The organism is Malaciobacter marinus, from assembly GCF_003544855.1.
Taxonomy (GTDB): Bacteria; Campylobacterota; Campylobacteria; order Campylobacterales; family Arcobacteraceae; genus Malaciobacter; species Malaciobacter marinus.
Genome location: NZ_CP032101.1, coordinates 1,907,840 through 1,921,749 on the forward strand (window position 1 = coordinate 1,907,840; position 13,910 = coordinate 1,921,749).

The 13,910-nt window shown below is 27.2% G+C and carries 14 protein-coding genes; 5 read left to right on the forward strand and 9 right to left on the reverse strand.

The features are described from left to right. Window positions 1-15 precede the first annotated feature (15 nt). Together AMRN_RS09270 and AMRN_RS09275 are read right to left on the reverse strand one after the other, a co-directional pair. Window positions 16-801 carry an NAD(P)-binding domain-containing protein gene (locus tag AMRN_RS09270; RefSeq protein WP_099312433.1) on the reverse strand — a complete coding sequence of 262 codons (786 nt, stop codon included), beginning with the start codon at window positions 799-801 and terminating at the stop codon, window positions 16-18. A 2-nt stretch (window positions 802-803) separates the two neighbouring features. Further along, on the reverse strand, window positions 804-2,045 hold the full coding sequence (locus AMRN_RS09275; protein ID WP_099312431.1) for a uracil-xanthine permease family protein: 1,242 nt from the start codon (window positions 2,043-2,045) through the stop codon (window positions 804-806). A gap of 118 nt (window positions 2,046-2,163) precedes the next feature. Here AMRN_RS09275 and upp point away from each other — a divergent pair, with 118 nt between their 5' ends. After that, entirely contained in the window at window positions 2,164-2,787 is a 624-nt protein-coding gene (gene upp, locus AMRN_RS09280; RefSeq protein ID WP_099312429.1) for a uracil phosphoribosyltransferase, read from the forward strand. Between the two features lie 4 nt (window positions 2,788-2,791). On the opposite strand, the gene AMRN_RS09285 is transcribed toward upp, so the two are convergent. The 5 genes from AMRN_RS09285 to AMRN_RS09305 form a co-directional block, all read right to left on the reverse strand. Then, window positions 2,792-3,589 (reverse strand): ion transporter, encoded by a 798-nt coding sequence (locus AMRN_RS09285; protein WP_099312427.1) that lies wholly within the window; start codon window positions 3,587-3,589, stop codon window positions 2,792-2,794. Window positions 3,590-3,599: 10 nt separating this feature from the next. Continuing rightward, window positions 3,600-3,986 (reverse strand): DUF423 domain-containing protein, encoded by a 387-nt coding sequence (locus tag AMRN_RS09290; RefSeq protein WP_099312425.1) that lies wholly within the window; start codon window positions 3,984-3,986, stop codon window positions 3,600-3,602. Window positions 3,987-4,065: 79 nt separating this feature from the next. Next, window positions 4,066-4,329 (reverse strand): hypothetical protein, encoded by a 264-nt coding sequence (locus tag AMRN_RS09295; RefSeq protein ID WP_079580285.1) that lies wholly within the window; start codon window positions 4,327-4,329, stop codon window positions 4,066-4,068. A gap of 144 nt (window positions 4,330-4,473) precedes the next feature. Continuing rightward, entirely contained in the window at window positions 4,474-4,920 is a 447-nt protein-coding gene (locus AMRN_RS09300; RefSeq protein WP_099312423.1) for a phosphoribosyltransferase, read from the reverse strand. A gap of 3 nt (window positions 4,921-4,923) precedes the next feature. After that, a complete protein-coding gene (locus tag AMRN_RS09305; RefSeq protein ID WP_099312421.1) occupies window positions 4,924-6,222 on the reverse strand; it encodes an NCS2 family permease in 1,299 nt (432 codons plus the stop codon). A 147-nt stretch (window positions 6,223-6,369) separates the two neighbouring features. On the opposite strand from AMRN_RS09305, the gene AMRN_RS09310 reads away from it, so the two are divergent. Beyond that, complete coding sequence (locus AMRN_RS09310) at window positions 6,370-7,227, forward strand: damage-control phosphatase ARMT1 family protein (RefSeq protein ID WP_099312419.1); 858 nt, start codon at window positions 6,370-6,372, stop codon at window positions 7,225-7,227. A 3-nt stretch (window positions 7,228-7,230) separates the two neighbouring features. On the opposite strand, the gene AMRN_RS09315 is transcribed toward AMRN_RS09310, so the two are convergent. After that, window positions 7,231-8,325: an aminotransferase-like domain-containing protein gene (locus AMRN_RS09315; protein ID WP_099312417.1), complete on the reverse strand. Its 1,095-nt coding sequence runs from the start codon at window positions 8,323-8,325 to the stop codon at window positions 7,231-7,233. Between the two features lie 113 nt (window positions 8,326-8,438). Here AMRN_RS09315 and AMRN_RS09320 point away from each other — a divergent pair, with 113 nt between their 5' ends. Further along, window positions 8,439-9,290, forward strand: a complete 852-nt coding sequence (locus AMRN_RS09320) for an AraC family transcriptional regulator (protein ID WP_099312415.1) — start codon at window positions 8,439-8,441, stop codon at window positions 9,288-9,290. Here AMRN_RS09320 and AMRN_RS09325 read toward each other — a convergent pair. Further along, window positions 9,287-11,095: an HD domain-containing phosphohydrolase gene (locus AMRN_RS09325; protein ID WP_099312413.1), complete on the reverse strand. Its 1,809-nt coding sequence runs from the start codon at window positions 11,093-11,095 to the stop codon at window positions 9,287-9,289. The two genes, AMRN_RS09320 and AMRN_RS09325, sit on opposite strands and share 4 nt — an antisense overlap. Window positions 11,096-11,257: 162 nt before the next feature. Between AMRN_RS09325 and AMRN_RS09330 the strand changes: the two genes are divergently transcribed. Together AMRN_RS09330 and AMRN_RS09335 are read left to right on the forward strand one after the other, a co-directional pair. Then, a complete protein-coding gene (locus tag AMRN_RS09330; protein ID WP_099312411.1) occupies window positions 11,258-11,599 on the forward strand; it encodes an ArsR/SmtB family transcription factor in 342 nt (113 codons plus the stop codon). Window positions 11,600-11,601: 2 nt separating this feature from the next. After that, window positions 11,602-13,812, forward strand: a complete 2,211-nt coding sequence (locus AMRN_RS09335; protein WP_099312409.1) for a heavy metal translocating P-type ATPase — start codon at window positions 11,602-11,604, stop codon at window positions 13,810-13,812. Window positions 13,813-13,910 lie beyond the last annotated feature (98 nt).

The window sequence follows — 13,910 nt, forward strand, 5'->3', positions numbered from 1 at the left end:
TGATAAATTGGGTAATTATACTAAAAAGTAAGTAAATGGATTATCAAATTTGTATTTAAAGTTTAGCTTATTTGTTATTTTGTTACCTAAAATTATACGATTATTATAATTTTCAGTATATTCAAAGTTTAAAATCTTTATTTGTTTATTTTTTGCTTGAAATGAGTATAACTCTTTTTTATTGGGATGCTCCTTTGAACATAAATTAAAAGTGTCATAGCTTTTAAATTTAATAACTTCATTTATTGCATTAATTACATCATCTCTATGTACAAAATTTACTTTTTTATTTGCATCTTTTACTGTTTTGTTTTCAAAATATTTTGCTGCAAATCTATCATATCCCATAAGCCCTGCACATCTTAAAATAGTCAGTTTAGAGAACTTATCTTTACAAGATTGTTCTATTAAATAAACATTTTTTTTACCACAATTTTTTTCATTAAGTTTATATGATTCATCAAAGCTATTATTTTCATTTGGATAAATAGAACTTGAACTTATAAGGATAACATGTGTATTTGCTAAATCTATTTTTGTATAAATTGTTTCTAAAAAATTCAGAAAATTATCTACACTAGAAGGAATTGATATAAGTAAAATATCGCATTTAAAAAAGCTTTCTAAATTGTTATTTGAATAGTTTGTATCAATTAAAAAAGAAGAGAAACCTTCTTTTTTTAAACTATCTATTTTAGAACTATTTGTAGTTGAAGCATTGACTTTAAAACCCTCTTTTAAAAAAGTTCTTGCAACTTCTAAACCTAACCAACCACAACCTAAAATAGAAATAGTTTTCAAGATTAACTTTCTCTTGGTTGTGGTAAAATTAGATTTAAGAAAATTCCTACAATTGCACCAAGACCTATTCCAGAAAAAGCAACTCCTCCAAAATTAAATGTCATTCCACCAATTGAAAAAACTAAAATCATAGCAACAATTGCCATATTTCTAGGGCAAGATAAATCTGTATTTGCTTTAATTAGTGTAGAAATACCAATTGATGCAATAATACCAAATAATAAAAGCATAATACCACCCATAACAGGAAGTGGAATCGTTGCAAGTAATCCACCAAGTTTTCCAACAAAAGCTAAAATAATTGCAGCAATGGCAGTCCAAGTCATAATAGCAGGATTATATGCTTTTGTAACAGTTACAGCACCTGTAACCTCTGAATAAGTTGTATTTGGTGGTCCTCCAAAAAGTGATGCAACAGAAGTTGCTAAACCATCTCCTAAAAGAGTATTCTTAAGTCCTGGCTTTTTTAAATAATCTTCTTTTGTTACCTTTGAAATTGCTAACATATCTCCAATATGCTCAATTGCAGGAGCAATAGCTATTGGTAAAATAAATAAAATTGCTTGCCAATTAAACTCAGGTGCTGTGAATTCTGGAATAATAAACCATGCAGCTTGCTTAACTGGTGAAAAATCAACAATTCCATAATATAAAGAAACAGCATAACCTATAATAATTCCACCTAAAATAGGTATTAATTTAAAAATACCTTTTCCAAGTAATGAAATAAAAACTGTCACAAGTAATGCTATCATAGATATTATCATTGCTTGTTCAACAGGTATAACTTGAACAGCCCCATCACCTGTTCTTCCCATTGCCATATGTACAGCAGCAGGAGATAAAATCAAACCAATTGCCATAATAACAGGTCCAACAACAATAGGAGGTAAAAGTTTATGTAAAAAATTATCACCTTTTAATCTAACCAAAAAACTCAATAGCACATATAAAAGTCCAGCTGCAAAAAGCCCAGACATAGTTGCAGCAATTCCCCATGTTTTAACCCCATGAGAAATAGGAGCAATAAAAGCAAATGAAGATGCAAGAAAGATTGGAGGAATATTTCCTTTTGTAATAAATTGGAAAACTAAAGTTCCAACACCTGCAGTAAAAAATGCAACATTTGGATTAAGACCTGTTAAAATAGGAACTAAAACCAATGCACCAAATGCAACAAATAAAAATTGCACACCTAAAATTGAATCTTTAACTCTAAACTTATAATCTGTAGGTTTGTTCATGTAGCCTCTTGCATGTAAAATTTGAAAATAGTAGCAAAATTTCAATTAATAATTAGTAAATTATATAAGTTTTTTTTAGATACAATTAAGCTTTTAAATAAAATTTTAGGACATATTAATGTATAAAGAGAGTACAAACGCTGTTGTAAAACATCTTATAAATAGACTAAGAGATGTAAGAACAGCTTCAAATGAATTTAGACTTACAATTGAAGAAATTTCAAGAATGATAGTTGCTGAGGCTTTAGCAGATTTTCCAACAATAACAACAAATATTAATACATGGCAAGGACCTCTTGATGTAGAAATGTTAGAGGTTCAAAAAATAGTTTTAGTTCCAATTTTAAGAGCTGGGGAACCAATGCTTACAGGAATTTTACAAACTTTACCATATGCAAGAAGTGGTTTTTTAGCTATGAAAAGAGATGAAGAGACTTCATTAAGTAAACTATTTTATGAAAATATCCCAGATAACTTAGAAGATAAAACTGTTTTATTACTTGACCCAATGATTGCAACAGGTGGTTCATTAATTGATGGCATTGACTATTTAAAAGGTATAGGCGCAAAAAGAATCATTAGTTTAAATATTTTAGGTTCACCATATGGAATACAAAAAGTTCAAGAAGTACATCCTGATGTAGATATTTATATTGCTCAAATTGATGAAAGATTAGATGAAAACAACTATATTAGACCTGGTCTTGGAGATGCAGGGGATAGAGCTTTTAATACAAAGTAAGGAGTTAATCCTTACTTTTTTTTATTTGGTTTAATTCTTGTCTTAAATATTTTACTTCACTTAATAAAATATCTAACTTTTTACTATCTTCATGTATTTCTTGTTTCATATCAGCTTCATTTAATTTTTGCATTTCTCCAATAATAACAGCCACAAATAAATTAAAAAATACAAATGCTGCAATAATTACAAAAGATACAAAATATGCCCAAGCCCAAGGATAAACTTCCATTGCTTCATACATTACATCCGTCCAATCTTCAAATGTAAGTACTCTAAATAGAGTCAACATTGAAACTAAGAAATCAGACCATAAACCTGATGGAAGTTTTTCAAAGAAAAAGTTTCCAACAATTGCATAAATATAAAAAATAATAAACATTAATATAACAATATCAATTATTGCAGGTATTGCTTTTATTAACATATCTATTATTGCTTTTAATTCTGGTCGTGCAGTAAATAATCGAAGAACTCTAAATATTCTTAAAAGTCTTGCAACTGCTGCGTATCCACTTGATTCTAAAGGTAATAAAGTAATAACTACAATTGTAAAATCAAACAGATTCCATCCACTTTTGAAAAAATTAACAAATTTCTTTTCTGCAACCATTTTAATAGCTATTTCAAAAACAAAATAAATAGTTACAAAAGCATCAGCAAACTGCAAAAACAAAGAATAGTTTGTTTCTACATCACCAATTGTTTTAAAGCCTAAAACAGAAGCATAAGCTATAATAATAAAAGTTGTAAGGTTTGAAAACCACCTTGCATCTCTTATTTGTTCAATCTTTTCGATCAATTAAACTCTCCTAATTTTTATATATACTATAAGATGTCAGTAACCAAGCTATAATTAATAATGTTCCACCAATTGGTGTAATAGCACCTAAAAATGGCATATTTAACACAACTAAAAAATATAATGAAAAACTAAAAATTAAAGTTCCAATTAACACTAGCCATGCAGAAAGAATAAGTTTTTTACAATTTGGTTTAAGATATATTATAAAAGAAATAACAAATAATCCAAGAGTATTATAAAAATGATACTCAACTCCTGTATTATAAGTAGCAAGCATAGAAGGTTCAACTATTGCTTTTAATCCATGTGCTCCAAAAGCACCTATTGCAACAGCTAAGGCCATCATAAAAGAAGCAATAGCTAAGAATAGCTTTACATTATCATCAATTTTCATATTTTAGTCCCTATTTTTTTTGGGAAGTTTAGCAAAAAATTGTTAATAACTGTTTAAGTAAAAGTCTTAATTAACTTTTTTATTTTTCTTCTTTTTTCTTAGAAAAGCCTGCACCTTTTTTCTCTTTTTTCTTTAAATCCAAATCATTGATTAAATTTCTAAAATCAATTCCTTCTTGGTTCATTTTTGCAAAACAAGCAGCAACAGTTGCAATTGCATTTGGTACTTCTTTTTTCTTTTTGTAAGCTTGAATATTTTTTTCACTTACTTTGATTAGTGCTGTAAATTTTGGAATTGTTAGTTCTGCATCAAGTAGTAATTTTTTGAATTCTATAAATGTCATTCTTATTCCCTGTTTTAATTTAAAAGTATTATACTAAGAATAAATTAAAACTAAAGTAAAAGATAATTATTTATATATAAAAGTTATAAAATATAGATTAAAAAATGCTTTATATTTTAGGGTAAAATACCCTAAAATATGGAGTTATATTACATCAACTTCCCAAAAAAAGTCAATCCATTCTTTTGCTTCTCTTACTGTATAATCAGGTTGTAATACAGCAGATTTTTTATAAAAAATTGTTGCTAATTTAAATTCAACATTAGGAAACTTCTCTTTTAAAACTTTTAGAATCTCTTCCATTGTTTCCCCAGAATCAACAATATCATCAACAACTAAAACTCTTTTTGCATGTGATACATCTGGAATATTAAAAATATTAAATGTATCTAATTTCAATTCACCTTCATAATGAATTGAGTTTAATGCATACAAATTTCTCATATCCATAGCTTGTGCCATAAGATGAGATAATGTTAAACCACCCCTTGCAACTGCTAATAAAATATCAGGTTCATACTCCCTACAACTATTTACTAGCTTTTGAGTATCCTTTTTAAATTCTTCGTAACTGTAATAAAATTTTTCCAAAATTTAACCTTGTAATATAAATACTAATAGACTTATTAATGTAATTGTTAAGATTCCAATATTTAAATCACTAAACTCTCTTTTTGTAAGTTTAATAATCGTATATGCTAAAAAACCTGCTGCGATACCATTTGTAATAGAAAAAGTTAAAGGCATTAAAGTAACAATAAAAAATGCCCCTGCACTTGTAGCTAAATCAACTTGTTCAAAGTTTATTTTACCAAGTTCAGTAAACATTAGCACTCCAACAACAACTAATACAGGATAAATTGCATTTGATGGAATTGATTTAAAAAGTGGTAACATAAATAGTGTTGTTATAAAAAACATTGCTGTAAATATTGCTGTAAGACCTGTTCTTCCACCCTCTTCTACTCCAGTTGAACTTTCAACAAAAGCAGTTGTAGTAGAAACACCTATCATACTTCCAGCAGCTGTTGATATAGCATCTGCTTCTAAAGTTTTTTGTAAAGACTTATCATCTTTATTTCCACTTTGAAACATATTTGCTCTAGCTCCAATTCCTGTTAGTGTTCCAAGTGTATCAAACATATCAGTAATTAAAAAAGTAATAATAACAGGCAATAAAGATAAAGATAAAGCACTTACAACGTCAAGTTGCATAAATATTGGAGAAATAGACGCAGGAGCAGATAAAAAGCTTGTAGGCATTGGATTTATTTCTAAAAACCATGCAACAATTGAAGTAATACCAATAGAAAAGATAAAGGCACCTTTTAATCTATATGCGTAGAAAATAAAAGCAAGAATCAAACCAAGAGCACCGATTAAAACATTTGGTTCAGAAAAATCACCAAGTTTTACATAAGTAACTTTATCAGGAACAATCATTGCCATTTGTTTTAAACCAATAAAAGCAATAAAAGTACCAATACCAGCAGATATTGCTCGTCTTAAATTCATAGGAATTGAGGTCATAATCCAAACTCTAAAGTTTGTAAATGACAAAAGTACAAAAAGTACACCTGATAAAAATACGATACCTAGTGCAGTTTGCCAAGGAATATTCATCCCTAAAACAAGTCCATAAGAAAAATACGCATTTAATCCCATACCAACACTCATTGCAATTGGAGTGTTAGCCCAAAGACCAGAAAAAATTGTAGCTAAAATAGTAATAAGAGCAGTAGCAGTAACAACTGCGTCCATAGGTAAACCTGCATCAGCAAGAATAAAACCATTTACAGGAACTATATACATCATTGTCAAAAAAGTAGTAAATCCAGCAGTAAACTCTGTTTTGACATTTGTGTTATGCTCTTTGAGTTTGAAGAGGTTCATAACCAAATCCTTAAGTTTTAAAATAAAGGCGAAATTATACTAAAGTTTTCGTAAATAGTATATAAACTAAAGTAAAAATTAAGCTAATAATAACTAAAAAAATAGTAAAACACCCTAACATACAACTTTACAGAGGTAAAAAAAATTATGAATATAACAAATACATGTGTTGAATGCATTATAAATCAAATACAAAAAGCTACAAAATTGTTAGATTTTGATGATAAATCAAGCAAAGAACTTATGGATGAAGTAAATAAAAAAGCAAAAAAATTCGATTTTTCAAGAACTCCACCTTTTGTTGCAAAAGAAGTATATGAACTACTTTCAATAAAAAGTAATTTAAAAGACCCTTTATATTTGTTAAAACAAAATTCAATAAAAAATGCAATATCTTATCTTCCGATTATAAAAAAGCAAATACAAAATAGTGAGGATAAACTTTTTACAGCAATAAAAGCAGCAGTTGCAGGAAATGTAATAGATTTTGCTGTAACAAAAGAGTTTAGCTTAGAAGATGAGATAAAAACAGTTTTTCATACACCTTTTTCAATTAATCACTACAAAATATTTAAAGAAGAGTTAGAAAAACACAATGAACTTCTTATTTTGTCTGATAATGCAGGTGAGAATGTATTTGATAAAGAGTTAATAAAAGTATTAAACTTACTATATCCAAATTTACAAATTACATATGCAACAAGAGGTAAACCTATTATAAATGATATTACTACAAAAGAAGCTATTCAAATAGGTATTCATAAGCATTGTAAAGTAATAAGCACAGGTGTTGACACTCCAGGGATGGAAAAGTCACAAGCATCAAAAGAGTTTTTACAAATATTTGAAAATGCACCATTAATTTTAGCAAAAGGAATGGGTAATTTTGAGTGTTTAGAAAGTTATAATGATAATAGAATATTCTTTTTATTTAAAGTTAAATGTGAAGTTGTAGCAAACAAAGTTTCAAAAAATTTAGCAGATTTAATACTAAAAAGGGGCTAAGACTTACTTTGTAAGCTCAGCTAAGATTTTTATTCCCTTTTTAGTCTCTTTGAAGTTGCAATTTGTAAAATTAAATCTTGCTTCATTACTTTTTTGTTCATCAAAATAAAAAACTTGTGCTGGAACAAATGCAACTTTTTTTTCCAAGGCTTTTGTTGCTAAGTCCATACTATCATTTATATTATTGAATTTTCCATAAATAAACATTCCACCTTTTGGTCTTTTAAACTCAAAGTTTGGAAGATATTTCTCCATGCAATCAGCCATATAATTCATTCTTTTTTTATAATTCTTTGCATTTTTTTCAATATGTTTAAAAATATTATTATCTTCTAAATATTTATCTAAAATCATTTGATTAAAAGTTGATGTATGCAAATCTAAAGACTCTTTTACCACAATTATCTTTTCAATTAATTCTTTATTTGCTCTAATCCACCCAACTCTAAGTCCTGGCGCAACAATTTTTGAAAAAGTACCTAAATGATAAGACTTATCTTTGTAAAATGTACAGATTGGCTTTTTTATTTTACCCTCAAAGTTAAGCAAGCTATATGCTGCATCTTCTATCAAATAGGCATCTTTTTCTTTTAATATATTTGCTACTTCTTTTCTTTGCTTTTTAGTATATGTATAAGTTGATGGATTTTGATAATCACTTATACTATATAAAACCTCATCTTTTTTTAATATATTATTTAATTGTTCAAATGTTTTAAAATCTTTTATATTTTTTTTCAATATTCTAAATGCAGATAATGCTCCAATATAAGAAGGGCTCTCCACAATTAAATTATTTACACTTAAACTTTTTAATATAATATCAAAAGCTTGTTGGCTTCCAGTTGTTATTAAAATCTCATCTTTTGTCGTCTTTAGATTATAAACCTTAGTATAAAAGTTGGCTATCTTTTCTCTTAGGCTATCAATTCCTTGAGACTTACTATACTGCAAAGAACTTTTGTCTTTAAGAACTTTTTTAGAGGCTTTACTAATTTGTTTTAAAGGGAACAAATCCTCATTTGGTAATCCCCCTGCAAATGAGATTGTATCTTTATCTATTGCATCTAAAATTTTTCTAATATAAGACCTTTTCATTTTTTTCCCTCAATTTTTATTACGATGAAATTATATATAATTTTTGATTCCATTTCTTTATCTTAAATTGCAATTTTTTTGTTCTATATTGCTTTTTTTGATATAATAGCTTTATGAAAAAAGATACGAAAATACAAAGAGCAAATATAGTAAACAAAACGCTATTTTATATTTATAAAAATATTGATTCAAATATAACACTAGATGATTTAGCAAAACTAAATAGTGTTTCAAAATACCATTTTCATAGAATCTTCAAAGAAGAAACAAATCAAAATCTATTTGATTTTATAACATCAACAAGATTACAAAAAGCGGCAAATTTACTTATTACAAATACCCATTCAACTATTAGTGAAATTGCAAATACATGTGGATACTCTTCACACTCTTCATTTATAAAAGCCTTTAAACATAAATTTTCATATACTCCTACTTCATGGAGAAAATCAGGGCATATTGAATACTCAAAATTTTTAATCAAAGAGAATAAAACTTTTAAAGATATTAATATGCAAATTGAATTAGTTCCAAAAAGATATTGTGTATACATAAGACATAAAGGTTATGATAAATCAATTAGTAAAATATGGCAAAAGTTAAAAGCACTAGCATATGAATATAAACTTACAAACTATGCACAACTTGCACTGTTACATGATAATCCTACAATAACACCTTTAAATGAGTGCAGTTATGTTGCAGCAATTGAAGTTCCAAAAGAGTTAAGCTTTGAAATTTCAACTATGCAAATACCCCAAACCTTATGTGCATCTTTTCATTTAAAAGGAGTATATGGAGATGTATTAGTCTTTTTGAGATATGTTTATCACTTTTGGCTTCCAAAGTCTGGATATGAGGCTACAACTTTGCCATCATTTGTGCATTATCATAAAAATCATTTTCTAAATGAAAATGAAAATTTTGATTTAACTTTTTATCTTCCCATAAAAGTAGTATATTAAAACTCATCTTCATAATTTTTTTGAATAATTAAAAATTCATCTAAATTATTAAGAAAAATATCTACTAAATTTGGATCAAACTGTTTTGCTCTTTCTTCTTTAAAAAGTTTAAGTATCTTTTCTAATGGCCAAGCTTCTTTATAGCATCTTTTACTAGCTAATGCATCAAAAACATCACAAATTGCTGTTATTCTTCCATAAATATGTGTTTCATCTTTTTTTAAACCTCTTGGATAACCTTTACCATCCCATCTTTCATGGTGTTCATAAGCAATTGTTGCAGCTGCTTTAAGTATTTCTCTATTTGAATTTTTTAGCATTTCATAACCTAGTCTAGCATGCTCTTTCATTTTTGTGTACTCTTCATCAGTTAGTTTTGCAGGCTTTTTTAAAATTCCATCTTCAATAGCTATTTTTCCAATATCATGCACAGGAGAAGCAAGCTTTAAAAGTTCACACTCTTTTCTTGGTAAGCCACACTTTTTAGCCATCAAAAATGAGTATTCTGCAACTCTTTTTACATGATTTCCAGTTTCATTTGATCTGCCCTCACAAATAGTTCCCATAGTATAAAGAACCTCTTTTTGTGTATCAATAATCTCTTTATTTAAATATATAATCTCACTAACATTGTGTTTTATACTTATATACTCAATAATCTCATCATTTATATTTACTATTGGGATAATAGTAGTATCCATATAGTAAGCTTTCTTATCTTTTGTTCTATTTTTAAGTATGCCTCTCCAAATATTTTTTGAATTTAATTGTTCCCACATATTTTTATAAACTCTTGTAGAAACTTCATCATCTCTTACACATTTAAAAGTACTTCCTAATAACTCATCTTCACTAAAACCTGACACTTCACAAAACTTGTCATTTACATAAGTTATCACACCTTTTGTATCTGTTCTTGTAAAAGAAGTACTAACATCAATTGCTTTTTCAAACTCTTTTATTAAATGTACCTTTTCACTTAAACCTTTTGAAGTTGTATCAAGCTTATCTTTTAATAAATTTTTATAACTTTCTATTTCTGTAATATCATGCCTAATTCCTAAATACTCCACAACTTCATCGTCTTGATTTAAAACAGGAATAATAGTAGCATCTACGATATAAAAGCTTCCATCTTTTGCTTTATTTTTTACAATACCTTTCCATGTCTTTTTTTCTTGCTTAATTGTTTCCCACATTTGTCTAAAAGTCTCTTTTGGCATATCTTCATGCCTTAAGATATTATGTTGTTTTCCAAGTAGTTCATTTAAGTTATATTTTGAGATTCTGCAAAACTCCTCGTTTGCATATGTAATTCTTCCTTTTTTATCAGCTTTTGAAAGAATAGTAGAGTTATCAACCGCTAGTTTATAATGTTGTAAAATAGAATTAACATATTTTATTTCATATCTATGAGAGAGTCTTTTAATACAAGAATCAAAAACCTCTTTTAACTCTTTTTTCTTTATTGGGTATTGAATATAGTATCTAATACGAAGTTTTATAGCTTTTATTAAATCTTTTTTCTTGTTAAATTTTGAGATTAATATAAAAATTTGGTCTTCATTAATTTTTCTTATTTTTTTTACCATCTTTTTTCCATCTTCATCAGAGAGTAAAAAGTTAGTTAAAACAATGTCAAAGTTACCTTGTAAATATAAAGTATAAGCCTCTTCTTTTGATTTACAAATAACAATATCATCCATATCATATTCTTGTTTTAAAAACTTCAATGATTGAGAAATACAATCATCATCATTGCAAACAAAAAGAATTGATAATTTAATATTTTTATTATTTTTCATAAAATAGACCACTTTATTAATATAATTTAATTATTTCATATGATTAAAAGATAAATAATTATATTTGATTTTACTTAATTTGATTTTAAAAATCTAATCTATTTTTAAGAATCGTTATCATATGATTACATATTCATATGTACATATAATAAAAGGAATGAAATGTCAACAGAATGTTGTGATCACTCAAAGGAAGTAGAAAAAGTAAAAAAAGTTTTAATATGTGATGAAACTTTATATGATGTTGCAGAGTTATTTAAAGCTTTTGCTGATACAACTAGAATAAAAATAATTGCTATTTTAAAAGAAGAAGAGTTATGTGTTGGAGCAATAAGTGAACTTATAAATGTAAGTCAATCTGCTGTTTCACATCAATTAAGAGTATTGAAAAACTCAAAAATTGTAAAACCAAGAAGAGTTGGAAAGCAAATGTTTTATTCACTAGATGATGAACATATTAAAAAAATATACGATATGGGATTAGAGCATATAATAAAAGGATAATTATGCAAAAAGTTAAATTACAAAATCTTGATTGTGCAAACTGCGCAGGAAAAATTGAAAAACGATTAAATGAATTAGATGAACTAAATAATGTTAAATTAAACTTTTCAACTTCAACATTAAGTTTTGAACAAACAGTAGAAGAAAATTTACTTGAAAAAATTGAAAAAGAGATTCAAAAAATTGAAAGAGAAGTAGTTATTGTAAAAGATAATATTAAACAACAACAAAGAAGTTTTTGGCAACTTCTTGATAAAAAACTTTTAGGTATAACTATTGTTTCACTTGTTTTAACATATATTTCATATAATTATATACAAAATGAAACACTTCAACTTGCAATATATTTATTAGCATACTTTTTAGTTGGTTGGGATGTTTTATATAAAGCTGTTAAAAACTTAACAAATGGAAAACTTTTTGATGAGCATTTTTTGATGGGAATAGCAACAATTGGTGCTTTTGCCTTGGGTGAGTATGTTGAGGGTATTGCTGTTATGATATTTTATCAAGTGGGTGAAATGTTCCAAGCAGTTGCTGTTAATAACTCAAGGGATAGTATTAATTCCTTACTTGATATAAAACCTGAATTTGCAAATGTAAAAGATGGTGAAGAGATTGTTCAAAAAGCACCTGAAGAGGTTAAAATTGGTGATACTATTTTAGTTAAAGTAGGAGAAAAAGTTCCTGTTGATGGAGTATTATTATCAAATAATAACTCTTTTGATACAAGTGCAATAACAGGAGAGTTTAAACCTAAAAATATCAAAGAAGAACAAGAAGTTTTAAGTGGATTTATAAATACTTCAAAAGCTTGCTATATAAAAGTAACTTCACTATACAAAGATTCAACTGTTGCTAAAATCATAGAACTTATAGAAAATGCTTCATCAAAAAAAGCAAAAGCAGAAAAATTTATAACAAAATTTGCAACTATTTATACTCCAATAGTTGTTGTATTAGCTGCACTTTTAGCAATACTGCCTCCACTATTAATTGAAGATGCACAGTTTGCAGATTGGGTAGAAAGAGCTCTTATTTTCTTGGTTATTTCTTGTCCTTGTGCCTTAGTTGTATCTATTCCATTATCATTTTTTAGTGCAATTGGTGCAGTATCAAAAAGAGGAGTACTTGTAAAAGGTGCTAATTATATAGAAAAATTAACTGAGATTCAAAATATAATTTTTGATAAAACAGGTACACTAACACATGGTGTATTTGAAGTTACAAATATTGATAGTAAAAATATTTCAAAAGATGAACTTTTAAAATTTGCTGCTTATGCAGAGAGTTTTTCAACTCATCCAATAGCAAAATCAATTGTAAAAGCTTTTGATAAAACAGTAGATTCTAAACTAATAACTGAACATGAAGAGTTAAGTGGTCTTGGAGTAAAAGCAACAATTGACAATAAAGAAATTTTAGTAGGAAATAAAAAACTTCTAGATAATTTTAAAGTTGCTTATGATGAAATAAAAGAAGATTTAAATGTTGTATTTATAGCTATAGATTCTAAATTTGCCGGGTATATTGTAGTAAGTGATATTATAAAAGTAGAAGCAAAAGAAGTAATTAGTGAGCTAAAAAGTTTAAATATTCATAAAACATATATGTTAACAGGTGATAAAAAAGAGGTTGCTTTAAATGTTGCAAATCAATTGGGAATTGATGAAGTAAAATATGAACTTTTACCACAAGAAAAGTTAACAAATTTCCAAGCCATAAAAAAACAAACAAATAAAATTACAGCTTTTGTGGGGGATGGAATAAACGACGCACCAACACTAGCAAATTCAGATGTAGGATTTGCAATGGGTGGTGTTGGAAGTGATTTAGCAGTTAAATCTGCTGATGTTGTTATTTTAAATGATAATATTAAATCAATAAGTGATGCTATTAAAATTGCTAAAAAAACAAAAGTTATTGTATATCAAAATATTATTTTTATTATGGCAATTAAAGTTGCATTTCTTGCTTTAGGTGCTGGTGCTATGATTAGTATGAAAGAAGCAATTTTTGCTGATGTTGGAGTAGCTTTACTTGCTATATTTAACTCTATGAGAATTTTAAAAACAATAAAAGATAAACCAAAACAATCAACTTGTCAAGATGATAGTTGTGATATGGAAAAAAAACAAAAAATAACAAACTTTAGTGCTACACAAAAAGATGCTTGTTGCTCAGACACAAATTGTTGCTCAACAAAAAACTAAAGGGATACACCCTTTAGTTTTTATATTTCTTTAACTCTTCTCAATATTTAAATAATTTTAAAGTGTATTAGAATTTTTTAAGCTTTCCTATGTAATAA